General features: G+C 46.2%; 27 protein-coding genes and 1 pseudogene. 12 read left to right on the plus strand and 16 right to left on the minus strand.

Annotated features, from left to right (window positions below; genetic code table 11):
* Positions 1 to 18 precede the first annotated feature (18 nt).
* Positions 19 to 1,359 (plus strand): DUF3086 domain-containing protein, encoded by a 1,341-nt coding sequence (locus QUA97_RS17060; RefSeq protein ID WP_333092828.1) that lies wholly within the window; start codon positions 19 to 21, stop codon positions 1,357 to 1,359.
* A 211-nt stretch (positions 1,360 to 1,570) separates the two neighbouring features.
* Positions 1,571 to 2,254: a glycerol-3-phosphate 1-O-acyltransferase PlsY gene (plsY, locus tag QUA97_RS17065; RefSeq protein ID WP_194068398.1), complete on the plus strand. Its 684-nt coding sequence runs from the start codon at positions 1,571 to 1,573 to the stop codon at positions 2,252 to 2,254.
* Between the two features lie 224 nt (positions 2,255 to 2,478).
* On the opposite strand, the gene proC is transcribed toward plsY, so the two are convergent.
* The 7 genes from proC to der form a co-directional block, all read right to left on the minus strand.
* Entirely contained in the window at positions 2,479 to 3,324 is an 846-nt protein-coding gene (gene proC / locus QUA97_RS17070) for a pyrroline-5-carboxylate reductase (RefSeq protein ID WP_333195282.1), read from the minus strand.
* A 367-nt stretch (positions 3,325 to 3,691) separates the two neighbouring features.
* Entirely contained in the window at positions 3,692 to 4,312 is a 621-nt protein-coding gene (locus tag QUA97_RS17075) for a cell division protein SepF (protein ID WP_194068394.1), read from the minus strand.
* A gap of 80 nt (positions 4,313 to 4,392) precedes the next feature.
* Entirely contained in the window at positions 4,393 to 5,070 is a 678-nt protein-coding gene (locus tag QUA97_RS17080; protein ID WP_333195283.1) for a YggS family pyridoxal phosphate-dependent enzyme, read from the minus strand.
* A gap of 313 nt (positions 5,071 to 5,383) precedes the next feature.
* On the minus strand, positions 5,384 to 5,653 hold the full coding sequence (gene pipX / locus QUA97_RS17085; RefSeq protein WP_194068390.1) for a transcriptional coactivator PipX: 270 nt from the start codon (positions 5,651 to 5,653) through the stop codon (positions 5,384 to 5,386).
* A 66-nt stretch (positions 5,654 to 5,719) separates the two neighbouring features.
* Positions 5,720 to 5,950 (minus strand): 4'-phosphopantetheinyl transferase superfamily protein, encoded by a 231-nt coding sequence (locus tag QUA97_RS17090; RefSeq protein ID WP_333195291.1) that lies wholly within the window; start codon positions 5,948 to 5,950, stop codon positions 5,720 to 5,722.
* A 246-nt stretch (positions 5,951 to 6,196) separates the two neighbouring features.
* Entirely contained in the window at positions 6,197 to 7,192 is a 996-nt protein-coding gene (locus tag QUA97_RS17095) for an energy-coupling factor transporter transmembrane component T family protein (RefSeq protein WP_333092822.1), read from the minus strand.
* A 177-nt stretch (positions 7,193 to 7,369) separates the two neighbouring features.
* Positions 7,370 to 8,731, minus strand: a complete 1,362-nt coding sequence (der, locus tag QUA97_RS17100; RefSeq protein ID WP_333195284.1) for a ribosome biogenesis GTPase Der — start codon at positions 8,729 to 8,731, stop codon at positions 7,370 to 7,372.
* A 137-nt stretch (positions 8,732 to 8,868) separates the two neighbouring features.
* Here der and QUA97_RS17105 point away from each other — a divergent pair.
* Positions 8,869 to 9,126 (plus strand): annotated as a pseudogene (locus QUA97_RS17105) (Na+ dependent nucleoside transporter N-terminal domain-containing protein); the annotation flags it as partial.
* Between the two features lie 28 nt (positions 9,127 to 9,154).
* A complete protein-coding gene (locus tag QUA97_RS28335) occupies positions 9,155 to 9,310 on the plus strand; it encodes a hypothetical protein (RefSeq protein ID WP_442922535.1) in 156 nt (51 codons plus the stop codon).
* A gap of 3 nt (positions 9,311 to 9,313) precedes the next feature.
* On the opposite strand, the gene QUA97_RS17110 is transcribed toward QUA97_RS28335, so the two are convergent.
* Positions 9,314 to 9,508 (minus strand): hypothetical protein, encoded by a 195-nt coding sequence (locus QUA97_RS17110; RefSeq protein ID WP_333195285.1) that lies wholly within the window; start codon positions 9,506 to 9,508, stop codon positions 9,314 to 9,316.
* A gap of 257 nt (positions 9,509 to 9,765) precedes the next feature.
* Here QUA97_RS17110 and QUA97_RS17115 point away from each other — a divergent pair, with 257 nt between their 5' ends.
* Complete coding sequence (locus QUA97_RS17115) at positions 9,766 to 10,308, plus strand: acireductone dioxygenase (protein WP_194068383.1); 543 nt, start codon at positions 9,766 to 9,768, stop codon at positions 10,306 to 10,308.
* A gap of 290 nt (positions 10,309 to 10,598) precedes the next feature.
* Here QUA97_RS17115 and QUA97_RS17120 read toward each other — a convergent pair whose 3' ends face one another.
* From QUA97_RS17120 to QUA97_RS17135, 4 genes are all read right to left on the minus strand, one after another.
* On the minus strand, positions 10,599 to 11,408 hold the full coding sequence (locus QUA97_RS17120; RefSeq protein WP_194068381.1) for a hypothetical protein: 810 nt from the start codon (positions 11,406 to 11,408) through the stop codon (positions 10,599 to 10,601).
* A 74-nt stretch (positions 11,409 to 11,482) separates the two neighbouring features.
* Positions 11,483 to 11,953 carry a DUF732 domain-containing protein gene (locus QUA97_RS17125; RefSeq protein ID WP_333195286.1) on the minus strand — a complete coding sequence of 157 codons (471 nt, stop codon included), beginning with the start codon at positions 11,951 to 11,953 and terminating at the stop codon, positions 11,483 to 11,485.
* A gap of 144 nt (positions 11,954 to 12,097) precedes the next feature.
* Positions 12,098 to 12,718 carry a cupin domain-containing protein gene (locus QUA97_RS17130; protein WP_194068377.1) on the minus strand — a complete coding sequence of 207 codons (621 nt, stop codon included), beginning with the start codon at positions 12,716 to 12,718 and terminating at the stop codon, positions 12,098 to 12,100.
* Positions 12,719 to 12,840: 122 nt separating this feature from the next.
* On the minus strand, positions 12,841 to 13,407 hold the full coding sequence (locus tag QUA97_RS17135; protein ID WP_194068375.1) for a sigma-70 family RNA polymerase sigma factor: 567 nt from the start codon (positions 13,405 to 13,407) through the stop codon (positions 12,841 to 12,843).
* A 217-nt stretch (positions 13,408 to 13,624) separates the two neighbouring features.
* Between QUA97_RS17135 and QUA97_RS17140 the strand changes: the two genes are divergently transcribed.
* From QUA97_RS17140 to QUA97_RS17155, 4 genes are all read left to right on the plus strand, one after another.
* Positions 13,625 to 14,299 (plus strand): DUF4439 domain-containing protein, encoded by a 675-nt coding sequence (locus QUA97_RS17140; protein ID WP_333195287.1) that lies wholly within the window; start codon positions 13,625 to 13,627, stop codon positions 14,297 to 14,299.
* Positions 14,300 to 14,506: 207 nt separating this feature from the next.
* Positions 14,507 to 15,721, plus strand: a complete 1,215-nt coding sequence (locus QUA97_RS17145; protein ID WP_333195288.1) for a DUF4331 domain-containing protein — start codon at positions 14,507 to 14,509, stop codon at positions 15,719 to 15,721.
* Between the two features lie 347 nt (positions 15,722 to 16,068).
* Positions 16,069 to 17,475: a tetratricopeptide repeat protein gene (locus tag QUA97_RS17150; protein WP_194068371.1), complete on the plus strand. Its 1,407-nt coding sequence runs from the start codon at positions 16,069 to 16,071 to the stop codon at positions 17,473 to 17,475.
* A gap of 118 nt (positions 17,476 to 17,593) precedes the next feature.
* The gene (locus tag QUA97_RS17155) at positions 17,594 to 19,114 is read left to right on the plus strand and encodes a nickel/cobalt transporter (RefSeq protein ID WP_333195289.1); all 1,521 of its coding nucleotides are present in this window, start codon (positions 17,594 to 17,596) and stop codon (positions 19,112 to 19,114) included.
* A 442-nt stretch (positions 19,115 to 19,556) separates the two neighbouring features.
* Here QUA97_RS17155 and QUA97_RS17160 read toward each other — a convergent pair whose 3' ends face one another.
* Together QUA97_RS17160 and QUA97_RS17165 are read right to left on the minus strand one after the other, a co-directional pair.
* Positions 19,557 to 19,994 (minus strand): DUF6918 family protein, encoded by a 438-nt coding sequence (locus QUA97_RS17160; RefSeq protein ID WP_194011455.1) that lies wholly within the window; start codon positions 19,992 to 19,994, stop codon positions 19,557 to 19,559.
* A 375-nt stretch (positions 19,995 to 20,369) separates the two neighbouring features.
* Positions 20,370 to 20,552, minus strand: a complete 183-nt coding sequence (locus QUA97_RS17165; protein ID WP_194068367.1) for a hypothetical protein — start codon at positions 20,550 to 20,552, stop codon at positions 20,370 to 20,372.
* A gap of 396 nt (positions 20,553 to 20,948) precedes the next feature.
* Between QUA97_RS17165 and QUA97_RS17170 the strand changes: the two genes are divergently transcribed.
* The 3 genes from QUA97_RS17170 (at position 20,949) to QUA97_RS17180 (ending at position 24,888) form a co-directional block, all read left to right on the plus strand.
* Positions 20,949 to 22,574 carry a Ycf66 family protein gene (locus QUA97_RS17170; protein WP_194068365.1) on the plus strand — a complete coding sequence of 542 codons (1,626 nt, stop codon included), beginning with the start codon at positions 20,949 to 20,951 and terminating at the stop codon, positions 22,572 to 22,574.
* Between the two features lie 549 nt (positions 22,575 to 23,123).
* Complete coding sequence (gene cobQ / locus QUA97_RS17175) at positions 23,124 to 24,590, plus strand: cobyric acid synthase CobQ (protein WP_194068363.1); 1,467 nt, start codon at positions 23,124 to 23,126, stop codon at positions 24,588 to 24,590.
* A 61-nt stretch (positions 24,591 to 24,651) separates the two neighbouring features.
* Positions 24,652 to 24,888, plus strand: a complete 237-nt coding sequence (locus tag QUA97_RS17180; protein ID WP_194068361.1) for a 2Fe-2S iron-sulfur cluster-binding protein — start codon at positions 24,652 to 24,654, stop codon at positions 24,886 to 24,888.
* 119 nt (positions 24,889 to 25,007) lie between these two features.
* On the opposite strand, the gene QUA97_RS17185 is transcribed toward QUA97_RS17180, so the two are convergent.
* Together QUA97_RS17185 and QUA97_RS17190 are read right to left on the minus strand one after the other, a co-directional pair.
* Positions 25,008 to 25,154, minus strand: coding sequence for a hypothetical protein (locus tag QUA97_RS17185; RefSeq protein WP_194068359.1), 147 nt, complete (start codon positions 25,152 to 25,154; stop codon positions 25,008 to 25,010).
* Positions 25,155 to 26,495: a hypothetical protein gene (locus QUA97_RS17190; protein ID WP_333195290.1), complete on the minus strand. Its 1,341-nt coding sequence runs from the start codon at positions 26,493 to 26,495 to the stop codon at positions 25,155 to 25,157. It abuts the gene before it with no gap.
* Between the last annotated feature and the right edge of the window lie 412 nt (positions 26,496 to 26,907).

The raw sequence follows: 26,907 nt of genomic DNA on the forward strand, positions 1-26,907 counted from the left end.
GGCCGAACAAAATTTCCCATGAATTCAGACGAATCTCCAACCCAAAAACCTCAAGAAACAGCCGCCGCTGACGGCGAACTAAACTTATCGGTATCTGAGACGGAGTACCAACTTCCATCTCAGACACCGCAAAAGCCGATCGCTCTTAACAAACCTGCCGCCCAATTCCCGCCAGAAACAGACCCCTGGGCCGAGGAAGAGGCCGAAATCGCCGATGAAGCGGACGCAGCAAGCGCGATCGATCAAATTCAGCCAGAAACAGACGATCGCTCTTTTGAAAGCGCGTTAGCGAAGCCCTCGAAGAGGATCGGTCGAATCGAGCCAGAAACAGACTCCCAGCCAACAGCAACCGCCGCAACGGTGACAGAAATTTCAGAAAATGTTACCGAAAATGTGGCAGATCGAGTTCAAAAATTGCTCCAGCAAGAACAAAATTTGACAGAAAAAATTGCGGCGCTGGAAGCCGACAAAGCCAAAGCATTAGAAGCGTTGAGCGAGGCTCAATCATCGATGGGGCGTTTGGTACAAGACGGCTTGATTCAATTAGACAAGCGCAAACAAACCCTACAAATCGAAATAGAAAAACTCGAACGCCGGCGCGATCGAATTCAAAAGGAAATGCGGACAACTTTTGCAGGCGTTTCCCAAGACTTAGCCATCCGAGTCCAGGGTTTCAAAGACTATCTAGTCGGAAGTTTGCAGGATTTGGCCGCCACTGCGGAACTCTTAGATTTGACACCGCCAATCCAAGAAACGCCCAAGCAAATGTATGCGGACGAATCGGAGTCCTCAGCACCAGTAAATCTGAGATTTGCCGAACCAGGATTTCAAGAACAAACCAAACAAATTCGCCGCATCCTCGACCAATATCGCACCCTCCCGGACTACTACGGCCCAGCTTGGCAACTCCGCCGCACCTTTGAACCCATCCACGCGGAACGAGTCTCTAACTGGTTTTTCACCCAAGGAGGAAGGGGCGCTTTGCGAACTATGGGTTCGCGCTTGCAAAATATCTTGATTACTTCGGCGATTGTTTCTGTCCTCAGAAGCGTCTACGGCGCACGGGTGCGGACTTTGGTGCTCGCCAACACTCCCGAACGTTTGGGAGAGTGGCGCAGGGGTTTGCAGGACTGTTTGGGGATTACTCGCAGCGATTTTGGCCCGGAACGCGGCATTATTATGTTTGAGTCTCCCGAGGCTTTGGCTCAAAAAGCCGATCGACTGGTGAAAGATGGCAATTTGCCGCTAATTGCGATCGATGAAACTGAGGATTTAATTAGTTTGTCAATGCTGCAATTTCCGCTGTGGCTGGCCTTTGCTCCCGATCCGCAAAGTTTGATGGTTCCTAAGGATTTTTGAATGGGTAATTAGTAATTATAAACGGGTAATGGTAATCGGTAATTGCTGATTGGACAAGCAAAAAACACACCATTCCCGGTAGGGGCGGGTTGAGTTCAGAATCTATGAAACAAGCAACTCGATCGAGGCAAAATCCGCCCTCTATTTATGAAGGTAAAAAAACACATTTGCTATGGCAAATTGTAAAAATACACGAAGATTAAATTAAAACATGACTAGCTGGATAGTTTTAAATGGCGCACTTTTAATAGCAGCTTATCTGCTGGGTTCCATTCCGACTGGGTATACCCTGGGTAAATGGATGCTGGGAATTGATATTCGAGAGGTGGGTTCTGGTTCGACTGGCGCGACTAATGTACTCAGGACTTTGGGGAAGGGGCCGGGGTTGGCGGTGTTGCTGGTTGATGTGTTGAAGGGCGTAAGCGCGATTGTCCTAACCCGCTACATTTACTCTCTAGATTTTACCAGTCAGCTAGCGATCGGCGCAGGTGTAGAAAATACTGCCACTGTCATCCCTTGGATGGCAACTTTAACAGGCTTGTTTGCTGTTTTGGGCCACAGCAAGTCTATCTGGCTGGGGTTTACCGGCGGTAAATCTGTGGCTACGAGTTTGGGAGTTTTGCTGGGTTTGTATTGGCCAGTTGGTTTAGGAACTTTAGGGATTTTTGGAATTGTTTTTGCAGTGTCCCGAATTGTTTCTTTAAGCTCGATTATCGGAGCAATTAGCGTTGCTGGATTGATGTTTGCTTTACATCAACCGCTGGCTTATGTATTGTTTGCAATTGCGGGCGGCGTATTTGTGATTGTGCGGCACCGCAGCAATATTCAGCGCTTGTTGAACGGTACTGAACCGAGGATTGGAGAGAAATTGGAAACAGCAGCTAGCGATCGATAATCATATCATGTCCGGTTGATGACCATAACAAAAACCCTTCGTTCTTAGTGCGGACTTTAAGTAGAAAGGCGTAAATATTTGTAGTTGGGATGAGGCAGGAGTCAGGAGACAGAATGCAGGAGGGATTGGGGTTTGAGCCTCATTTATCTTTCTTAACACAGTTGTGTTTTTCCCCACCGACTTACTTAGTGATTGCGGTCAATCGAACGGATTTGATATAACACCTATTTCCCTAATTCTTGAGAACGCAAATAAGCTGCTTTGACTGCTTCTATCGTAGCAGATCGAAAGCCATTACTTTCTAATTTAGCAATTCCGGCAATAGTTGTGCCGCCGGGACTTGTCACTCGATCTTTTAATTCGGCGGGGTGCATTCCTGTTTCTTGTAATAGCTTCGCTGTACCGAATACAGTTTGGATTGCTAATTGAGAGGCGATCGCCCGTGGCAGTCCAGCACAAACTCCGCCATCTGTCAAGGCTTCGATAAAAATTGCCACATAACCAGGGCCGGAACCGGAAAGCCCAGTCACCGCATCCAGCATACTTTCGGGAACTTCCACGACTTCTCCCACAGCGCCAAAGATGCGTTTTACCAATTCTAAATCCGTTGGTTGCACGAGTTTGCCAGGGGCGATCGCGCTCATTCCCGCCCCCACCGTCGCCGGAGTATTCGGCATCACCCGCAGCACTCCCCGCCCCGGAAACGCCGGTTCTAGCTTGCTGAGCGGGACTCCTGCTAAAATCGATACTATCAACGCTTCGGGCTGGGAATTAGCCGTTTCTCCATTATTTGCTTGTTGGCGATCGGCCGCCACCGCCAACTCCAAAGCTACCGTATCAAACATTTGCGGTTTAATCGCCAAAAACAGCACTTCTGTAGCGGTAGCAACTTCTAGATTGCTTGCTGTTGTAGCGATTCCGTAGGTTTCCGTCAAAAATTCGCGCCGTTGGGGTTGCGGATCGCTGACCAATATTTCTGAGGGTAAATAAACTTTTTGTGCTATGAGGCGCGACAGGAGAGCTTCTCCCATTACCCCGCCGCCGATCGTACCAAATTTAATCTTAGTCATTAGTTAGTTGTTATTTGTTAGTTGTTAGTTGTTATTTGTTAGTTGCTAGTTGTTATTTGTTAGTTGTTAGTTGTTATATCAAATCCGGTAGAATCGAAATTACTCTAATCTCTATTCTCTCCCTCTGTGTCCTCTGTGTTCTCTGCGGTTAAAACACCTGACGGTGCAACCGGAAACGATATTAGTTGTTATTTGTTAGTTGTTAGTCAGTAATCATTAGTCATGGGCTACTTAGTTGTTAGCTAAGGTTATTAATCCGCAGTCTTGATTCCACAGCTATTAGTTGTTAACTACGGACTAAGGACTACTGACTACGGACTAAGGACTACTGACTACTGACTACTGACTACTGACTAAGGACTAATGACTACTGAGCCATTGGAGCTTGTTCTGCCGGCCAGACAGTCGGTGCAGGAGCAGCAGCAGGGCGGGGGCGTCCTTGGGCTGGGGGCACTTCGTGAACCACACCAGACTGAGTTCTCACCTGCACGCAGCTAGGCGTAAACAAGAAAATGCTTTCGCCAATTCGCTCTTGATGACCGTCAAGGGCGTAAGTACCGCCCGCCACAAAGTCTACAGCTCTTTGCGCTTGGTCTGGATCCATCACAGTCAGGTTCAAAACCACAGACTTGCGCTCTTTCAGCGCTCGAATTGCTGCCGGCATCTCTTCAAAAGTGCGCGGCTCCATTACTACTACTTCCGAAATCCCGTTCATAGCTCCAGGCATTCCAATCACGTTATTCATTACTGACCCTACTCCCCCGGTTGGTGCAACAACATCCGTACCTGTCGATCCTACTACTGACCGCTCCCGCATTCTGCGATTTTGGCGGCGTTCTTCTTCTGCTGCAGCGGCTGCAGCGGCGTTTGGTTCGGGCGGTTGGTAGACGGTTTGAAAACGATCTCCATCCGCTTCGTCGTATTCGTAATCGTATTCACTTTCATTGTTGAAGCCTACAAAATCTCGTAGCTTAGAAAAAATGCTCACTCTTTAAGCTCCTTCACGACTGTACTGCCCCGACTATACTCGCGTTGCGGGTTAGCCGCGGGTCGCTAACTACTCTATTTTTAACCCAAGTTGTCCTCTCTTCTAGAGCCAAACAAGCTTGTTCCTAGCCGTATCATAGTAGCACCTGCTTGAATTGCCAAATGATAATCTCCCGACATCCCCATCGAGAGCTGCTGCATTTGGATGTGGGGCAAATTTTGCTGCTGGATTTTATTAGCAAGTTCGCGGGTGCTGTTAAACAATTCTAGGATTTGCGCCTCATCTAATCCTAGCGGAGGTATTGTCATCAAACCTTGAATTTTGAGATTCTGACATTTATTCAGTTCTGGGAGGTCGGCAAGCAGTTCTGGGACTGTCCAGCCGTATTTGTCGGGATCTGGCAACATTTTGACTTGCAGGCAGACTTCCTGAGAGCAGGACTGTTCGCCCGCTATGCGATCGAGCCTAGCTGCCAATTTTAAGTTATCCACAGAATGAATCCACTGGAAATGCTCTAGGGCTTTGGCTGCTTTGTTGGCTTGCAAGTGCCCGATGAGGTGCCAGTTGATGTCGGGCAAATCTTGCAGTTGGTTTTGTTTTTCGACAGTCTCTTGAACCTTGCTCTCCCCAAAATCTCGGATGCCCGCGCCGTATGCTTCGCGGATAGCATCAGTCGATACCTGTTTGGTAACGGCAATTAACCGCACTGATTCGGGCAAGTGTTGGCGAATGCTGTTAATTCGAGAGGTAATGGTCATAGTTGCTCAATGCTCGGAAGTGGAGGGAAGGAAAGTTAGGAACGAAAATTTAATCAGTAGGGCGTGCTGAATTAATTACACTTGCATATCGCCCCAGGGCCGAATCAGCGTCAAGAGTCTTTTTGTAATTAATGATGCCCGGTTACTTAATTTCAACATCTGCTACACTTCTGTGTTTCCAGAGGCGGCGAGGTAAAGAGAGGCAGAGCCTCGGGATCTGCATTACCAGGCAGAGCCTGGTAACGAGGAATTCCCAATTACGAAATTCCCAATTACCAATGACTAATGACTAATGACCAATGACAGATTTTCGCTATTGAAATGTACGCTGGTGAATGGCTTGCAATTGGTCGTAATCTTTGTATTGCCCGTTGCGGCGGAGGGCTCGCAGGCGAATTTCTACCATCAGGCGAGCGTCGGAGCGGCTGATGGGTTCAAATCTCAGGCCGCCTGGGCCGTTTGTCACTAAGAAGAATAGGCGTTGGGCGTATAGTGTGGTGAATAATTCTTGGCTGTCTTCAACCTGGGATACCCTGAAGAGGAGGCCGAAGTTTGGATGGTTCAGGTAGGTTTCTGTAGTCATTTATGCTCACAGTCGATCAATTTTAGTTTAAAGATTTAGATTTTAGATTTAAGTTTCGCTGGCGAATCACGGGAGGGGGTTGTTTTCTGGCGGGGTACAAAGGGCGATCGCGCCCTGCGGTGCAGTAGTCTCCGTCGTGGCTGAGGCTCGTGCTGCTGCTGTTCCGTGCAGTTGCACGTTTGGAGCATCGCGATCGTCCCGCCGAACTTCCACATCTGCATATCGTATTCCCCCCCATCCGGTGCCTAGAGCTTTGATAACAGCGTCCTTGGCGGCCCAGCAGCTAGCTGGTTGCAGGAAACTCGATTCATTTTACCTTTAATGCTGCTGTGTTGAGAATTTTATTGCCCGCAATCCCTGCGTTCGGCGGGCGTGTAAACTTTTTCGAGGAAGCGCGATCGCCAAACCGGTCTAATGTGGTGTCAACTACCGATCAATCAATCACTCAATCACTCAATCCCAAATCAATCAATCAATCAATCCCCAAATCTAAAATCTAAAACTTGTTCTCTCGCGAAGTCGAAGAATCTAAAATCTAAAATCCTAACTGTCCCAACCCCAAACCAAGCGGGCGCTCCAGAGAAGGATCAAGCAACCGAGGGCGATCCAGTCTCGGATTTTGAAGTGCAACTGATGCCATTCTACACGGTGTCGATCGGGGCTGGTGAAGCCTCGAACAGTCATGGCGCTGGCTATTTGTTCGGCTCGCAACAGCAAGTTTTCTAACAGTCGCTCGGCGATGAGCAGCCAAACTTGAGCGGCGCGGCGAAATCCGAGTTTTTTCCAGTTTATGGCTCTGGTGCTGACCGATCGCACTAAATTTTGTATTTCTTCCAATACTAGGGGAATGAAGCGCAAAGATAATGTTAATGTTAGCGCTATTTCGGTGACAGGCCAGTGCAAGCGGCGCAGCGGGCTCATTAAATTTTCAATGGCGCAGGTGATTTCTTCGCTGGCTGTGGTGAGTAGGTAGAGGTTGGTGCTGTAAATTACTGTGAAAAATAAGGTGCTGACGTTGATAGCTAAATCTATGGATTTGCGTGTGATTGTTATCGGGCCGCCTTTAAATAAAACGTAACGGTAGTTTGTGGGTTGGGGGAGTTTCGTTTGCGGTTGAGATTTGGAATTTTGGGTTGGGGAGTTTGAGCCTAAATTAAAAGGTTTGTACCAGGCTTTCGGCTCTGGAGGGGGTGGAAGGGTTGCGGGCTGTTGGGAAAAGGTTAATTCGTCGGCGGGGATGCGGGGCTGGTGTTCTGAGGGGAGTGCATCGGGGGCGATCGCGCTGAGGCAAAATACTAAAAGGCAGAATAGCAGCAGCAGTCCCATTTGCTGTTTCCACACGCGCAGGGGAATGGCTGCGGTTAGTGTCAGTACGATTAACATTGCTACTAGCATCAACCTCCAAGCGGGGTTGGCGAGTATGGGCGCGATCAGGAATGTCATCAACCAGGCTAGTTTGACGCGGGAGTCTACGCGGTGCAGCCAGGTTACGGGTTGTTCTAGGTAAAGTCCTATCGGGAGCGATCGAAGTAAATCCATGTTGCGATTTTAGATTTTAGATTTTAGATTTTTAAGAATATGAATTGATTGAACCGCGAAGACGCGAAGGACGCGAAGGAGGAGAAAAGAAGGAGGAGAAAAGAAGGAGAAAAACATAAAAAAAACGCAACTTAATTATATCATTAAACTGCGTTTTTTTTAATCTAAATTCTCAAATTACTTGACTCGGAGTGCTCTGTTTGTTGTGCTGACTTCGGTGGCTCGAACTTTTTTGCCTCTCCATAGCAGCCGCATTGGTGTGCCGGTAAAGCCTAGGTGTTTGCGGAATTGGCTTTCCATGTAACGACGGTAGTTTTCGGTGAACCGTTTGGGATCGTTGACAAACAATGCAATTGTTGGCGGCTGCGATCGCACTTGGGTTCCGTAATAGATTTTGCCTTGTTTTCCTTGGCGGGTAACTGGCGCTGAGTGCCAGCTTGTGGCTTCTTCTATGACTTCGTTAATCACGGCGGTGGGGACGCGACGCTTGTGTTCGTCGGAGGCTTTGTCTACTAATTCAATGATTTTTTCAACTCGCTGTCCGCTCATGGCGCTGACGAAAATCATTTCTGCCCAGTCGAGGAAATAAAGTCTGCTTCTTACTTCTTTTTCGTACTCGTAGATGGTGTCGTTATCCTTTTCTATGGCATCCCATTTGTTGACGACCATGATGCAGGCTCGACCTTCTTGGCTGATGCGATCGGCTAATTTTTGGTCTTGATCCGTAACGCCATCAATTGCGTCAATTACTAGCAGTATAACGTCGGCGCGGCGGATGGCTTTGAAGGCGCGGTTGATGCCGAAGAATTCTGCGCCGTATTCGACGTTTTTCTTTTTGCGAATTCCGGCGGTGTCGATCAGGCGGTAGGTTTGACCGTTGCGTTCTACTATGGTGTCGATCGCGTCGCGGGTTGTGCCGGAAATTGGGCTGACTATGGCGCGGTTTTCTCCGAGAAATGCGTTTAGCAAGCTCGATTTTCCGACGTTGGGACGACCGATAATTGCTACTTTAATTTCATCTACTTCTGGCTCTATTTCTGTGGGAAGGTGAGTCATTAGTTCGTCTAGCAATTCGCCGGTGCCGTTACCGTGAATCCCGGAAATTGGGAAAGGTTCTCCTAGTCCCAATGTCCAAAAGTCTGCTGCTTGGGTGAGTCCGGTATTTTCCGATTCGCACTTGTTGACGGCGAGAATGACGGGGACTTTTTGCAGGCGCAGCCAAGATGCGATGGATTCGTCGCCGCCTGTGAGTCCGGTTTTTCCGTCTACTACGAAAATGGCTGCGCTGGCTTCTGCAAGGGCCGCCAGTGCTTGTTCCCGGATTAATGGCAGAAATTCGGTTTCGTCGTCGAATACTAGCCCGCCTGTGTCTACGATTTGATATTCGCGATCGCCCCAGTATGCTGGTCTGTAGGTGCGATCGCGCGTGATTCCCGGTTCGTCGTGGACGATTGCGTCTTGGCTGTTGGCTAAACGGTTGACGATCGTCGATTTGCCTACATTGGGGCGTCCAATAATAGCAACTATAGGTAGAGGCATAAATGTAGCAGCAATTATGCTGCGCCGTAATTTTGAGCTTTAGTCTCTGATTATAAGGGAATCTGACTGAAATGGACAGACTTATTTCTCTCTTGGGGTTAGCGGTTTTTGTCGCTTTGTCCTAGGCGTTTTCAGTTTCTCGGCGCGCTGTTAAGTGGCTTCCCGTACTTTGGGGAATTGCTTGGCAGCTAATTTGGACAATTTTGATTCTCAAAACTGCTCGTGGTTTGGCGCTATTTAAATTTTTAGGAGATTTAGTTACCCAGTTTCTAATTTTTTTATATAGCGGAGAAAAGTTTTTATATGGAGAAAAATTGATGGAGCGTTTTATCGCTTTTGCAGTGTTGCCGACTCTCATTGTTTTCTCTTCGTTTATCACCATAAACGATTTCTGAACGATCGGCAATTATTCCGATTTATGCTTTGTGCAGTTTTTCTAATATTGGTTTCATCGGGATTCAAATTTGGGGGATTGGTGCGATCGCACTATCGCATCAGGGCGATTTTGCTCGGTTGGGCCCGATCTCCAATCCTCTCTTCATCGGAATAGTAAATTCACTGTTGACTGTTGACTGTTGACTGTTAACCGTTAACATCAAATCCGGTAGCATCGGAATGATTCAGATATATATTCTCTCCCTCTGTGTACTCTGTGTTCTCTGTGGTTAAATCATTCCAATGCAAGCAGAAACGATATAACATCATGAGGAGTGCAACCGAAATTGATATGAGGGCGATGATTGCTGGTTCTGTGGCTTGTTTTATGACTGCTTGCATGGCGGGAATGCTGCTGTCAATTTTTTGAGTTTTGTCAGATGATTGGGGCGGACTCTACTCGCCAGGTTCTTAAATAAAAGTTAAAATTTAAGGCTTGATAGTTAAAATATGATATCACTTTGAAGGTTAGGGAAGCACAATATCTAATTTGAGCGATCGGCTATTATTGAAAATAAGCAGGAGTTTAGTTTGTCACAACAGTATATAGAAACTGGAAACTAAATTCTTCTCAAAGTCAAATAAATAGGTGGTGTACGATGGCTGTTCTGCAACTAGAAGACGGTACGACATACAGCGATATTTGCGCGATCGCCAGCCAACTGGCTATTTTAAATATTGAGGTCGATCGCCTGCTAACGAAAAAAAATCCTGCGGTTCAAGAAATTCTCATCCAAGACATTCTCAGCCTCACAGAAAAACAGCAGATTCTCTCAGCATTTAACAACAAGTTTGAACAGTTAAAGCGTACAAGCGGATGTCAGTGGTGCGACTTAAAAGTGCTGCATCCCGGTTCGCCGCAAATTTACCCACTCATGACTCAAAGCGATCGCACTCACACCCACGCAGATGCAGAAGTTCTTCATGTGTTAGCTGGCGAATGTGTTTTTGGATTTGTGTATCCTAACGGCTCTCAGGTACAATTAATGTTACAAGCTGAAGAATACATAAAAGTGCCACCCAATACCGAACATTGGTTTTATTTAACTCCGTTGCTTTACTTGAAAGCCGTGCAGTATTACACCACTGCTCAAGGTTGGGTTCCTCAGTATACTAACAGGAAACTCAAAATTAGAAATTAAATCAGATATCTGACGGCGATTGAAATCGCTGCTATACAAACTATGTCCGGCTCCGTGGACTAAGAAATTAAAGGTTGAATGCTGTCTGTAGCAGTTAGAGCGAAAGATGAGATCAAATCCGCTCTTCATCGGAATAGTAAATTCACAGTTAATAGTTAGTAGTTAGTAGTTAGTGGTTAACAGTTAACAGTTAACATCATGAGGAGTGCAACCGGAATTGATATGAGGTATCGATGGAGCCATCAATCTCAAATTTCAAATCGACTAACTTTTAACCTTTTTGAAAAAGGCTATAATTTAGTGGTTGTGGTGATTTCAATTTCTTCGCAGCGCTGTAATAACGCTTCTATTTCCTGAGCGAGCAAAATTACTTCCGGCCAAGAAGAACCGTTGATTAAATCTTGGGCGTGAGCTAATTTGTTTCTCAATGCTTCTGCTGACTTTAAAAAACGCTCTCCGTAACGCTTGGATTTGAGCCCCAGCCGATCGATTATTTCGGCATTCGTCAGGATTAAATCTCGCTTGTCGCAGAATTGCAGGTAATCGATTAAGTCAATTGCTTCATTTCGCGATCGCCCTAATCCCCAAAGATGTTTGGCCGCTAAAATACGATCGCCCTTAAGCGAATTTTGCCACGAATCTTGGGGAAAATAGATCCGCACAATCCGCAATAAATTCATTTCTAGCAGCGTCACCAACCCAAACAGCAACATCCGCACCGGTGCTTTTTGCAAATCGCCACAGGTGACAATCCCGTTGATGCGGTTGCTTTCCAATACAAACAATCTCGGTTTTTCTCGCAGTAGCGGCAACAATTCCATCAGCGGAGTCGCGGCGGCGATTAATTCACAGGGGTGAAAAATTTGCTGGTAGTCGCTACATTTACCTGTGATTAAGTGCGATCGTTCTATATAACCGCAAACAGTGCCGTTTTCTTCGATCCCCAGCACGTCAAAATCCCTGGCCTCCATCCACGATCGCAATTTGGCTGCATCTTCGTCAGCGGGGACAGATTTTAGCGGTTCCGCCAGGTATTTAACAGTAATACTGTCTTTGAATAAATCCCGCAAGTCGGCGGAACTTGATTTTAAATGTTTCATCTATTTTAAATTGCACAAATAATTATCATTGTCGATCGCATCCTCAATCGGGAAAATTCCGTCTTTCAACTAATTTATTTATTTGCTAATTCCGGGCAATAATGGTTAGCTGCAAGAGTGGTAATAATATCGGCATCAGCCAGAAAACTTTCTTTGACATTTGGATTTTCGATGCTGAGAGATTGTCCGATCGCCTTTAATTTAACTTCCGCCAAAGAAAGTCCCGATTTTGCATCCGCACACATTTTTTTAGCTGCGGCAATTTTTCTACCGGGGGTTCTTTGGATTGCTTGCAGTAAATTGCCGGTTGCTTCTGGAGAGTAGCTTTTTGCTAAGCGTTTGTAGTCTTCAATAAATTTCCCATCGTTTCCTATAAGTTGAATAGATTCTTCAGGCGAACACAACTGATTTAAGTTAATCACTTCTCCCGCTGAGTTAACCAAAAAACATCCTTCGTGTTCTTGGGCGATCGCGCTTTTGTCGCTAGGTATAAATTGTATAATAACGGCGCACATCACAGCAGTTAAGCGCCAGTAATTTAGCATAGCATTCACCTTATTTAGTTGGAATTTTAAACAGCTTAAGGACTCGCATTCCTTACTACAAACCTAAATTCAGTTTGTAGTGAGGACGACCGTCCACAAAACCGCCCGGACTCGCATTCCTTACTACAAACCGAATTGTCGATATCAAACAAGCATTTCGTTATTTAGGGAACTTTTCATTAACAGCAAACATCCCCCTTCACTGAGCGGCGAATGTATGGAACCGGGAACCGAACGAATGTAATCGCCTTGATGACAAACTTCCCCTTCTACAATTAAATCTCCTTCTAATACAAAGACTTCTTCCGATGCCGCGTGTCGGTGCAGGGGAAAACTTACTCCCGGTTCCAGTCGCATCAAGCAGGTGATTTCGCGCTTTTTCTTATCAAAAGAAAGCTTGCCGATCCAAACTCCGGGAACTCCATAAGGTTTCCATTTGACATCGCCCGATCGCACAATTAAAGAGCGAGTATTATTCTCAGTTTTCTCGGTAACAATTGGCGGTAAATTGACTAATTCTGCCGGAGTAGGCGGCAGTTCGGCTATACGCTGCAATAGGCGGTTTTTTAGGTCGGGGGCGACGGGAACTGGAGGGGCTGTGTAGGCGATCGCAGAAATTGCTGATTCCAAGGCCACCCGTTCGCTTTCCAGTTCTGGCGATTTCTGCAATTTCTCTGCAAGTGCGCGACTTTCTGACTCGTCGAGCGTATCGAGAACTTGAAAAACTGCAAGCATATTAAACTCCTCATCCGGCATCATTTCCATTTTAGATTTTAGATTTTAGATTTGGGATTTTAGAGTATTTTTTTCGCACTAAATATCGAAAATTCGAGATGCCATAATTTTCGATTGAGGTTAGACAATTTAACTTGTGTTTTTGTGACAACCTAAATTTCTTCACTCAAAGCTTGACGCAATTTAGAAAGACCCAAACGAATTCTGGTTTTGATTGTACCTGTCGGAATACCAATTTTAGTCGCGATTGCCGCACAAGTCAGCCCTTGGTAGTAGGCGAGTTCGATCGCAATTCGCTGTTCTGCTGGCAACTTTTCTAGCGCTGCTTTGACTCGTTCCCTGCGTTCTTCGATTATTGCATCTTCCATCGGTTCTGGAAGGCTCGAAGAAGGAATTTTCGCATCTTCCAGACAAGCTTCGGCCGCCCGGACTGTTCGCTGCAAAACTCGGAGTCTATCGAGGGAACGACTGCGGGTAAGCATGAACAACCACGTATCCGCTCGACTGCGAGAAGGATCGTAAGTTGCTGCTTTTTGCCAAATTTGGGAAAAAACATCTAGTACCACTTCTTCCGCTTCTTCTACCGAACCCAGGATTTTGTAAGCTAGTGCATAACTTTGGCGACCGTAGCGATCGTAAAGTTGAGCTAGTGCCGTTTGGTCTTTCCGGGCAATCTGCACTAAAAGCAGCGATTCATCCCTGGGCTTCTGGCCTGTCATCTCAGTGTACCTAAAAAAAATTGTTTTGAGTGCACAGATCCAAAATTAAATATTTGGCGTATATCACTATAGAACATAATTGTAAGTCAATTGGGGATGCGATCGTAAGTAGGCCTTGACGGGCCAATTTTGTCATGCTTTAAATTATCACGCTCCCGATTTATCTTGCACTTTTGTCACCTTTTTTGTTAACTTTTCAAACCTAGCAATACGTTCTATGCAAAATGAAGAAATAGCTTTATCTCAAATGTCGAAAACTCGCCATAATTATAATTTGCGATCGCGCCGCGCTGCGCTTGCAGGTGGTGCTATTGCCGGGTTAGCTGGCGCTTTGGGCATTTCGCTGCTTGGGGAAAAGGCGATCGCCGCCACTCCCGATGACAACAAAAATGATGCTGCTATTCTCAACAATGCACTTTTTTACGAACATCAGGCAATTTGGGCCTACACTTTTGCAGCAGGGAAGCTCACAAATACTGATGTTGGCAAAGCAGTCTTAGCCCTAGCACTCCGCAATCAAAACGACCACAAAGAGCACCGAGATCTTCTCGCTTCTGCGGTGAAAAATTTGGGCGCAAATCCCGTGACAGCCAAGTCGAGTTACGACCTTTCATCATACATCAATAAGAAGGAGGGAAATATAGATTCTGATGTAAATATTGCTAAATTAGCCCTGGCTTTAGAGACCGATGCTGCGATCGCCTACACTGTGGAAGCTGCCAAGTTGAAGACTCCGGGTTTGATTACCGCAGGAGCTAGCATCGGCATGGCAGAAGCCGCCCACGCTGCAGCTATTCGCGCTACTTTCAAGGCTTTGGGCATGAATCTTGAAATTGTACCTGCTGCTTTTGTTAGTAGCAACAACCGCAACAGTTGGGTGCTGACGGTTTAGTTTTTAATACTTAATATTTCTGCACAGATCCAAAATTGCCAAACCTTCGTATACTAACTCGTATACTGATAGCAGAATAATCGGCAACAGCACCAAAGCCCCACAGGTTGAAAGGTTGAAACCTTTTGCTAAAAAAATACAACCCGCCAACGCGGGTTATTTGCCATTGATTTGTCCAAAAATCCCATTGAAATAAAGGTGCTAACTGTGAAGCTAACAAAAAAGTTTCGTAAAACCATACTAGCTATTGAATTAGCTCTAATTGTTGTATTAACTCCAGGGATAATTGCCGCTTCCGACCACGACGACGGCGAAGTCGATATCAAAGGTCGAACTGTTAATTTAACAGACCTGTACGTATATCGCGAAAAAGACCAAAATTCCAGTGCTGCGGACGGGGATTTAATATTGACAATGAATTCAAATCCTAGGTCTGTAGCGCGCTATCAATATTATTTCAGCACTACAGCCCTCTACCAATTTAACATCTCGCAGGTAGGTGATGTTAATTCTACACCTACTGGACGCGCCGATACTATCTTGCGATTTGCCTTCAGTCCGCCTAACAATCAAGGTATGCAAGCGGTAGCTATAACTGTAATTCGCGGTGGCTCCGAGACAACTACTAAGACTACAGTTAATGGCGGACTAATTGCCACAACTCCGCTGAATTCTAATGCTGTTTTGAATACAGTACCTGTGAACGGTTCTAACTTGACTGTATTTGCAGGTTTGCGGGAAGATCCGTTTTTCTTTGATGTAGAACAATTTTTCCGAGTCCGCGCTGGGGCTTTGGGCACGGGGGCGAAAGTAGGTTTCAAGCCACCGAATCAAGCGATCGACTTTACAAAAGGTTACAACGTCAATACAATTACCGTCCGCGTTCCGAAAGCGTTTTTGCAAGCAGGAACTGGGGCGAATACTTTTGATGTTTGGTCAACAATTTCGATCCGGGATGGAGTTGGCGGTTTCAAACAATTCGAGCGCTTGGCGAGACCTGCAATTAACGAGGGTTTGGTAGTTACTCCCGCGTTTATGGAGGCATTTAATAGTATTTCTCCGAAATTGGATTTGAGCGCTGCTGCTGCTCCGGTGCGGCAGGAAGCTGTTGCTACTCTGAATGCTGTGGATCTTTTGGATGGTAGCGATAATGTCGATCCAAATGCGATCGCCCAAGCTTTCTTACCCGATGTCATGCGGATCGATACCACAAAACCCAGCGGCTACGGTAGTGCGACAAATGCTCAAGGAAGTTTGATCGGAGGTCGTATGCTGATGGACGATGTTATCGATATCACTCTGGGAGCTTTGGTGGGTTCTCCGGTTGGCGATAATGTTTCATATAACGGAACTCCGGGAAATCCGGCTCAGGGACACAAGCCGTTAGAACCGAATTTTCCTTATTTGGCTTTGCCGAATTAGTTATTGGTTATTGGTTATTGGTTATTGGTTATTGGTTATTGGTTATTGGTTATTGGTTATTAGTAATTAGTTATTAGTAATTAGTAATTGGTGATTGGTGATTGGTGATTGGTGATTGGTGATTGGTGATTGCTTGTTGGCTAATGACATATAGCGGTTCGCTCGTGTGGTGAGGATAGCCCTATGCCCAGCCTTCTACTTCGCGAGCGGGCAAGATGCCCAATCCCTCCGCTTCGCTCCGCCCAATCCCTCCGCTTCGCTCCGCCCTAGGGTGCCTCATCTTTTTGAGAAATGACTATCTAAAATACTTTTTTTTACCGCCGATGAACGCTGATTAACGGGGATGTATGAAAACTAAAACAGGACAAGTAATAAAATCTGATGTTTTTTGGTGGTGGTTATTGATAGCAGTTCCTGTTGTGGGTATTGCTGTTATTAACATTCCCCCAAATCTGCGTTTTATTTCTGATTTGTTTGCGGAGAAAACTCCGGCTAATCTTGATGCAAATTACCGCTACCATTTTTTTGAAGCTCTGAGAAATAATCCTAATCAAAAGGAAGCTATTCAGCAAGAAATTGCTTTTTACCAGCAGCGATTGGCTGTAGATTCCCGCAGCGGTTTGAATCGGGCTGCGTTGGCGGGAGTTTATCTGAAAATGGCTCGCGCAACTGGGGAGGGTGGTTGGTTTTTATTGGCGGAACAGGCGGCCGAAAGGTCGATCGCCGATTTGCCTTTTGACAACAAAGGTGCGCTGTTGGTTTTAGCTCGAATTGCTGAAGCGAGACACGATTTTGCTAGTGCTTTGCGCTTGGCTAAACAGGTGGGTTTTAATAATGAAGATGCGATCGCCCTTTCGGTTACATCTAACTTGGCGATGGGAAAAATTAGTGAGGCAAACACAGCCGCAGAAACCTTAGTTAATCGGATTCCTAACTTAGGTTCTCTCACATTAAGAGCGTTAGTGAGAGAGGCGCAGGGCCGAGATGCTGAAGTTTTGCAGGATTACCGACAAGCAATGGTGGCGGAGGAACCCGGAGAGATTGCGGGATCGGCGCGGGCCCGATCGCTCTTAGGTCGCTTTTACGCCCGCCGCGGCCAGTTTGTGCAGGCGAAAGCGCTATTTTTGGAATCGCTGCGGTTGGTGCCTCGAAACCCGCTGGCGCTGATTTATTTGGCGGATTTGGAAACCAACCAGGGCAATTATCGGGAAGCGGAGGCTAGTTACAGTAAGGTTTCTGCCTATGCTGGGGGTGCTGCGACGGTGTACGATCGCCTTGTGGATCGCGGTATGGCGAGGGTGAAGGAGTTGCAGGGAGATGCGATATCCTCCAAGCGACTGCGCGACAAAGCAGAAGCGGGGCTGCGACAGGAACAGGCTTCTGGAGCTCGCGGTTTCGGACACCGGCGCGATTTGGCGAGTTTGCTGTTGGAAAAAGGTCGATCGCAGGATGTCGCCGAAGCGCTGCTGTTAATGCAGGATGAGGTAAAAATCCGCAGGGATGCTGTGACGTTGGATATTTACGCCAAGGCACTTTCTAGCACTGGGGAATGGCAAAAAGCCGATCGGGTGATGGCCGAAATAATGCGATCGGGCATTCGCGATGCGGGTATCTTTTACCGGGCTGGTGCGATCGCCCGCACATTAGGAAAAGATGCTGAATCTCGCGCTTATTTTCAAAAGGCTAAAGAAACAGATCCGAGTTTTGACGGGCGTGAGGGCAAAACATTAGGTTTAGGAAGTTTTGAATTTTAACTAATAACGAGTACCTACTACAAAATCTCAAGCTATTAGTCAGGGAATAAATCCCCCGATCGCCTCCTAAAAAAACCACAATATTTCACAAAATCAACTTGTTTTAAAATTTAAAAATATGCCCAAAAAGTTACGTAAATCCTACAAATACCTCATTCTTTTATCCCTCACCCTATTACTATTTCTCACAACCTCAACCAAACCAGTTTACTCGCACTGGTCAGACTTATCCGTCGCAGAAATAATCGTCAACGATTTCCAAACCGAAGTAACATTAACCTTTCCAACCGGCTTAACAAAATTCGCCGACGACAATCGAGACGGCCAGCTACAAGCAGCCGAAGTTCGCAGCCACAAAAAAGAGCTAGAAAAGTTTTTAAGCCAACAAATTCGCATCACCAACAGCAGCAAACTTCAAGGTTTATTAACAGTAAATCCGCTAGAATTAGCCAGTAAAACCGCCCATTTAATCCAGCAAATCAATACCCACAGCACCTTAATCTTAAACTACACTTGGCCCGCTTCTAGTGGAATTTCCAAACACGAAAAATTGCGGATTAACTACAATCTATTTTTACCCGGAGTGGCTACAGCTAGCTGTCAAGCTACCATCGTGGAAGCCGGTGCTGTCAAAAGCTTTGTATTTACAGCCCAAAACCGGGAGTTTTTGTTAACAGGAAATGAATCTATCTGGGATACAGGTTGGAGTTTGCTGCTAGCCGTAGCCGGAGCATTTGTCTGGGGATGCGTGCACGCCATGTCGCCCGGACATGGAAAAACCATAGTCGGCGCTTATTTGGTAGGTTCGCGGGCCACTCCGATGCACGCCTTATTTTTAGCAGCAACAACCACAATAACTCACACTGCGGGGGTGTTTGCAGTCGGCGGAATTACTCTTTTCGCTTCCAACTTAATCGAACCAGAAAAACTCGATCCTTGGCTGAGTTTAATCTCAGGCTTATTAGTAGCAGTCATCGGCTTTAAGTTACTTTCCGAAAGAATCAAAACAAGGTTAGTAACGAGGACGACAGTCCGCAAACAATCAAAAAATCAAATTCTTACCACGATCGGCTTAAATAACTTCCTAGAAAAAATCAGGTTCGTAGTGAGGAGTTTAGTTCGCAAAAAAACCAGGAATGTCGTCCTGAATACGAACCTTGAAGAACCAGTAAATCTGCTAAATAGAGGAACTTGGGAAAGAGAATTTAAGCCAGTCAAACCAGATATATCTCAGCACTACCACCATCACGGAGACGGCCGCTTGCACTCGCATTTGCCCCCCGGTGCTGACGGCGATCCAATTACTTGGAAAAGCTTATTATTGTTGGGAATTTCGGGGGGATTGTTGCCTTGTCCTTCTGCTTTGGTGATGCTGTTGAGCGCGTCTGCTTTGGGGAATGTAGGTTTGGGAATGGGGCTAGTGGTAGCTTTTAGTTTGGGATTGGCTTTGGTGCTGAGCGCGATCGGATTAATCTTAGTTTATGCGAAACGGAATTTTGATAAGCTACCAAAACAGATAACAGCCGTGAAGTTTCTGCCGGCTTTGAGCGCGATGTTAGTAATGTTTTTGGGATTGGGAATTTCGGGACAAGCAATGTGGAAAATATGGGCGGCGAATCAATGGGTAGCTGGCGGATAATACAATTTTAGATCCTAGGTTGCGTCAGTTGTGATGATGTTGCGATCTGATGTTCTGTCGATTACCATAACAAGGTGCGCGCGTGCGGACAATATCGCGCAATAGGTGGCGGACTGAAGTCCGCACTACGAACCTATTTTATCGTTGTCAATCTACCAGACGCGATATGAATAATCAAAAATCTCTCTGCTGATTCATATCGTTTCCGGTTGCATCGGAATGATGTTAACAGTCAACAGTCAACAGTCAACAGTCAACAGTCAACAGTCAACAGTCAACAGTCAACAGTGAATTTACTATTCCGGTGCAACCGGAATTGATATGACTTGACAAACTAATATTAGTTCCAACCCTACAAAGTCGCGAGATTGAACTAATTTGGCAGAGATTCCTCACCCAGAACAGCATTGAAATGGGTGGGAATTTCCCACCCATTCAAGATTCAGGTCGCAGTATGTTTATTAATAATTTTGGCTAAATCCGGTATGCCATTTTCTACGTAAGTTTTAGCTGATGGGCGGAGTTTGGCATAGGCACCTTTAACCACTGCTCTTGTGCTGTTATCGGCTTTTTTATCACTGATTTGGAGCAATTGGTTTGCTACTTCAGCTTTTCTTTCAGCAAAATATTCGACAGGGTTGCCATTGTTTACAGCTTCAGTCCACATGGGGTCGAGTGCGATCGAGATTTCTGGCAGAATTTGATCGACGACTTGAGCGCAATAGTCAGCCCGTATCCCTTTGACAGTAGAGTAGGCGGCTTTCAGAGCCAAACCCCCCAACCCCGGCGCTGCTGCAACTTGTTTTTCTATCAACTGTACGCAGTCATCAACAAAATTGTCTCTGTTGTTTTCATTCAATAAAATATCGCTAAGTGCCATTTTTGCTCTCCTTGATTTAACAGTGAATGTGTTTATTAGCTTCCAGTTCCTTCAGAAAATTATATATCTATTTCGCTCCTTTACTGAAGTTTGCACAAGCATTTTAAGCCTTGAGTGTTGATAACTGGCAACCTAATGTAAGATTTGTCTGAGGTTGTGGGAATTAAGATGCGATCGGCTATTCCTGATTTACCTACTGTTCGATCGCTGGAAACGAAAATCCTGATTAATTGATAATCAGGACTGAAGTCTGAAGGATGAAACCTCTAAATTGTCAAGACTAAAATACAAAACAGAACAGCTTGCAAAAAATATGAGAGAGAGGCTGTGCCTTTAGTTCGATCGCACTTGCACCTCTGATTTTTCGCCTCTGAATTAGGATTCGACGTTCTGCTGTGCGGACAAAGGTGCTCCAACCTGGGGCAGTTGTATGGTTTGTGTCGGCAGAGCGCTCGATCGCAATACAAGATTTTTCGGTAGCTTGGAGGCAGTGCCGACTCCAGCAAAAATTTGAAGCGATAAGGTTAAAGCCGCAGCTAACAACAGTTTTTCTAACATGACACTACCTCCAATATCTATGCCCCTAGGCATAATTCCTCGGACACCTATACCCTACAGAACATCTTCTACCGCAAGTGCGATCGTACCGGCACAGTTAAGTGACACGTATCACCACTGAGTAGGGGGTGAGACCAAGAAGGGGTGAGAAGCGCTTCGACTTCGCTCCGAGGGTAAAGAGGTGGAGATGGGGAAAGTAGGGAAAATCTTCACGCTTGAGCTTTACGGTCAACATCCACCCGTTAAATCCTTTAAATCCGTTCAATCCAGGACACTAATCCGCTGCCGAACTTGTTTCCAAATAGATAATTGGTCTAGAGAAAGAAGCCGTTGAGTGTCTCACAAAGGTAGAATTAGCGCGTAGAAGTTATTTGACAAAGCGGAGGTACCGACAAGATGCTTGCATACATTCTGGCGTTAGCGGTCGGTCTAGGCAGCTTCAGTATTTACATGGCGGCCTTCTTTTTTCCAGAAGTTCACCGCAAAAGTGATTTTACCTGGAGCGGGGTAGGACTTTTTTATGCGTTAATTTTATGGACTTGTGCGGGGCGAATTACTGGTGCTCTCCTGCTGGGTCAAATGGCGGGCGTAGCTATGTTGGGCTGGTTGGCTTGGGAAACCCTGACTTTACGCAGGCTGGTGACACCCGTCGCTCAGCAAACGCCGATTCCCGTGCCGGCGAATTTGGCCGGGGCCATAGGCGGGCCGCTATCGGGTTTGTTTGGTAAAAAACCAGAGCCCGCAGCGAAAAAACCTAAGTTTGTTCGATCGCCCAAACCGAAAACTGATGTAGTTCCAGCACCCGCTGTGAATCCGACTGAGGTAAAGGTAAAAGAACAACCGGCAACTCCCTCAATCGCTGAAGAAATTGCCGAAAGCGCGATCGGGCCTGACTTGACCATTCCCCAAGACAAAACACCTGCAATTGCAGAAATACCAGTATTTTCCGTGGAAACTCCTGCTGTTGAGACTTCACCAGACCCAGCAGAATCAGCCACCAGCTTCACTCCTCTACCTCTACCTATAGAATTTTCAGAAATTGCCGCCCCAGCAACTGTGGAGCCAGCAGAGCGTCAGCCAGAGCCTCAACTGCAGCCTGAAACAGACGATTTTGAGGAGATTTGGAGGGCGAAGGCTAAAGAGTCCGAGTCTGTTGTTAGTTCGACAGCCTCAACGGTGACACCAACGGCGACACCAACGGCGACACCAACGGCGACACCAACTCCAGCCAAAACAGCTAAAAAATCCGGCGGTTTCGCAAGTCTGTTCGGCAATATCAAAAATAGTCTCGGCGATATCTTGGGACGGGGTGCGAGTAAAAACAAGTCTGATAAAAATACTCCGGCGACAACAGCCAAAAAGACTCCCGATCCGATCGCGTCCGATCAAAATACTCCGGCGACAACAGCGCAAAAAACTCCCGATCCGATCGCGCCGGAACCTAAAATAACAACAATTCCTACACCGGATATCGATCGAGTTCTCGAATCTGAATTAGCCGAAGTCGCGCAAGAAGTGACCGAAACTAGCAACACAGCCGTTGACACCAGCCAAGCAGTGCCATTTCCCACCGATTTAGAAGCAATGGCCGACTTGATGGTGGCCGAAGCCGCGAGTGCTCCCAAAATAGAGGAAACTCCAATTTTAGACACAGCCTCCCCCGAAACTCAGACAGCGCCGTTGATTTCAGAAACAGCGGAGACAGCAGTGGATGAAGCGGAAACAGCCTCCGGCGTAACGGAAGCAGAAGCCCCTACTGTATCTATAGAAATGACTGTGGTGGAAGTGGCGGAGCCTGTAGAGGTAGAAATACCGGGAGAACCGGGGTTGAGCGTGCAAGTGGAAACGATTTCAGTATCAAAAATCTCGATCGAATCCACAGAAGAAAAACCATCTTCCCAGGAAGAACCACCGGAATTGATTCGCCCAAATCCCCCCGCTTCCGAGCCAGTCGAAGCTCCTAAACCGCCCGTAGAATCAAAATTTGACAATATATCCGGCGAAGATCGGCCATCATCTTAAGCCAAAAAGCCAAAGGTAGAAACCAGAATTTTTTTGATTCTGGTTTCTACTTTTTGCTTTTAAGACTTATATCATGTCCGGTCAATTACCATAGCAAAAACAGAATAGGGCATACCTCACCACGCTTGAGAACCGCTATAACACTTTGGGGAACGCAGGTTTAGCTCGGTTGCAGACTTGCATTCCACACATATCAAATTTTAGATCGGTCGATCGCTCGGACAGGAAATTATATCGTTTCCGCTGGCATCGTCAGGTGATTTAACCTTATTAGTACACAGAGTACACAGAGTCCGAGAATATATATCTGAATCATTCCGATGCTACCGGATTTGATATTACCCGCAGGTAGCAAGAAACCGGGTTTTTTCCCGAAAATATCTCGCACTCACCCCCAACTTCAGTAAAAAAGCCGATTTCTAGGAGTCAGGGTGCGATCGCGAACTGATACTATTTTTTTAAAGATGTATTGATGACTTCTTCCCTCGAACCTCGAACCTCTTCCCTCGAACCTCTTCCCTCGAACCTCTTCCTCCTCCCCTGAATATTATGAAAGCAATTATGGTCGTGGGAACAACATCTCACGCAGGAAAATCTTTACTCGTTTCAGCATTGTGTCGCATCTTTTCTCGATCGGGCTGGCGGGTAACTCCGTTTAAAGGTCAGAATATGGCACTGAATTCCTATGTCACAGCCAGCGGCGGAGAGATTGGCTACGCTCAAGCAGTACAAGCTTGGGCTGCGGGCGTGGCACCTTGGGTAGAAATGAATCCGATTTTACTCAAGCCGCAAGGAGACATGACTTCTCAATTGATTGTCAAGGGCCGGGCGATCGCCAACGTGCGAGCATCTCAATATTACGAACAATATTTCGATTTAGGGTGGCAAGCGATTCGGGAATCCTTAGAATTTCTCAGACAAGAATTTGACATGGTTGTTTGTGAAGGAGCCGGCAGCCCTGCTGAGATTAATCTCAAACACCGCGATTTAACAAATATGCGAGTGGCGAAACATTTAAACGCTCGGACTTTGCTAGTCGTTGATATCGATCGCGGCGGCGCTTTCGCTCACATCATCGGTACTTTGGAATTACTCGATCCCGACGAACGGGCTTTAATTAAAGGATTCATTATTAATAAGTTCCGAGGACAAAAATCAATCTTAGATCCGGGGCTGATTTGGCTGGAAGAAAGAACGGGAATCCCGGTAGTTGGGGTGATTCCTTGGATAGACGAAGTGTTTCCCTCCGAGGATTCTCTCGATTTGCTCGATCGGCGTTCTCCCAACACTCAAACCGACCTAAATATTTCCATCATCCGCTTGCCCCGAATTTCCAATTTTACCGACTTCGACCCGCTGGAGTCGGAAACTAGCGTCACCGTCAAATACGTCAGCCCAAAAGACCAGTTAGGCCATCCAGATGCCGTGATTTTACCGGGTTCTAAAACCACAATTTCCGATTTGCAGGTGCTGCGCCAAACAGGTATGGCAAAAGCTATTCAAAATTACTTAGTAGCTGGCGGTACAGTCATGGGAGTTTGCGGCGGCTTCCAGATGCTGGGAGAAAGTATCAGCGATAAAGAAGGGCGGGAGGGACAACAGGGAGAATTTGAAGGATTGGGATTGCTGCCGTTAAAAACTGCGATCGCCCCGGACAAAATTGCCCGCCAGCGTGTCGTAACATCTAACTATCCTCAAACGGGTTTACCAGTTTCAGGTTACGAAATTCACCAAGGAAGAACGCAAATGCTACAGTCAGATTTGACTCAACCGCTATTTGACGATCCAACTTTAGGAATTGTCAACACTGCTCAATCAGTTTGGGGCACATACCTGCACGGCATCTTTGATAATGGAGCTTGGCGGCGAGCTTGGTTAAATCACCTGCGCCAGCAGCGGGGACTCCGTGCATTACCTACAGGTATTCCGAATTACCGAGAGCACCGAGAAGCTCTGTTAGAGACTTTAGCTGATACGGTGGAAAAACATTTAGATATCAAGCAAATTTTAGGTTAATTAGTTAACTGTTGACTGTTGACTGTTAACTGTTGTTTGTTAGAGTTGAGGTTAAAATTTAATGACAAAAGTTTGCTTTTTGCCGGATAATGTGACAGTAGAAGCAGAACCGGGAGAGCTTTTGCTAGATGTAGCAAAACGTGCGGGGGTTTCCATTCCTACAGGCTGTTTGATGGGTTCTTGTCACGCTTGCGAAGTAGAAATTGACGGCGGGGAGACGATTTGTGCTTGTATTTCCGGCATCCCTTCCGGGAAAAAGCAAGTAACAATTAATTTGTATGTTGACCCTGCTTGGTAATTAGGCAGTTGGTGGTTGGTGGTTGGCAGTTGGTGGTTGGCAGTAGTCATTAGTCATTAGTCATTGGTCATTAGTCATTAGTTATTTGCTAGCAATTCCCAATTCCCAATTCCCAATTCCTAATTCCCAATTCCCAATTCCCAATTCCCAATTCCCAATTCCCACTGCAAGCAGCCAACAGTCAGTAGAAGCGGTGCATGGTGCGTGCGGGCCCTCTTAGTTGACAGGAAAGCAGCTAACAATCTCCCAGACTTTATTCCCAACATTTAATTATTTTGCCATTCTTGCTGTTTTTTTCGAGCAGATTGCAGCCATTTTTGAGATTCGGGATAAACAGTTGTTCCGGGTTTGACAGATTCTAATTGATTGATAATTTGTTGCAACTGGCCCAGAGAGTTACCGGAATTTTGACTGGGAGAATTCACATTATTTTGCAAGTTGGCAAATAAGCTTTTAGCTTCTTGCAAAGCTTTTGCAGACTCTTTTTCTGATTGCAATCTAATCTGAGAAATCCCTAAATTCTTCTGATATTCCGCCAGTTTGGTTTGAGCGTCGAGATAGCCCGGATTATCGACAGGAACCATTTTTAGTCGGTTAATTCCTTCTTCCCACAATCCTGCTATTTGTTCCCACTGGGCGGCTGGATGCGGCGGTTTTTGGGAAGCGACGGCGGCGGAAAGAGCAAATTCTTTGGCTGCTTCGATTAAGTTGTCGGCGCGCGCGGAACCGGTGGCGATTCCTCCCATTGCTTGAAAGTCTCTTTCTGCTGCTTGGAGTTTTTGCTTAGCCGTTTTTCCGGCGAGGGTGTCGGCGGGAATTTGATTGAGTTGGTCGATCGCGCTTTGCCAATTTATGCTAGCTTTTTGTCTGTCTGCTGCTGTTTTTGCTTGCTGGTACTGCTGTTTTGCCGTGTTGAGACTTTCTTCGGCTCGATTTAACTCAGTAAAAGCATTTTTTTGCTGGAAAATTTGAGCATCCATCCGCCCGATATTTTTACGGGCTGCTTGAAATTCATCGAATGTAAAGCGCCAAGTGCAGCGGAAAAAAGAGCAGTACCTCTTTGGATAATAGCCGAGAAACCACACAGGTAAAGCGTCTAGATGTTTTTGAGCTTGTTTGGCTTTAGTTTCGCCCAAGTCAAAATCTGCCGCAGCAGTCGCTTTGTTAATTAGTTGATCGGATTGTTCCACAAGGGCGATCGCCTCTCGGTAATTATAATCCATACTGATAAAACTCGGCAGCAACAATATCGGCATTGTCTTAGCCACGGGCCAGCGAATCATTGGAAAAGGCAAATTAATCAGCCAAATTATGCCCGCCCCAGCGCCCAGCAAACCGCCAGCAAAGATGATTTTATTAAATAATCCGGGCGCGCGGTTGGCTTTGACAGCAGCTTTGAGAGCTTGTTCGCTGAAGTTGGGAAATTCGTCTTTGAAGGTATCGCGAATTTCTTCTTTTGATGCGAAAGTTCCCTCTTGCGATCGCAATTTTTCCAACCGCTTGATTACTATCCCCCGGTACACTGAACCCGCTAGCACATTACCAGCCGCGCACTTGTCAACTTCCGCCCGCAAAATGTCAAAAGCTCGATCGGTAAGACGCCCCATAAAACTCACCTATTCCTTTTGATTATTCTACAATTTGTCAGCAGAAATAATTGTTAAAATATATAAATTTTACCTAAAATATCTCAATTAATTTCAGCTCAAATGCTTTAATCATCTAATTCTGTTAGGAGTTACGCACAAGACTAAAGAAACTGGGTTTTTTACCCGATTTGTAGGCTAAAACGCAGGATTTTAGTAAAAAAACTCGGTTCTTGACCGCCCGTGCGTCCAGGACTATATCTAAATATTGAAGGCGGTTGAAAGCGCTGCCGACTTCGGAAGCGCGTCTCAAGCCTTGGGTTTCCGTCTCGTTTTTCGGCGATTAATTATACCGCACTTTAGACGATCGCCCTTGGGAGCATCTCATATTTGTAAAAACACTTCTTTTGACTCCTTCTTTCTTCCTCTTTCC

Source organism: Microcoleus sp. CZ3-B2 (genome assembly GCF_036705055.1).
Lineage (GTDB): Bacteria > Cyanobacteriota > Cyanobacteriia > Cyanobacteriales > Microcoleaceae > Microcoleus.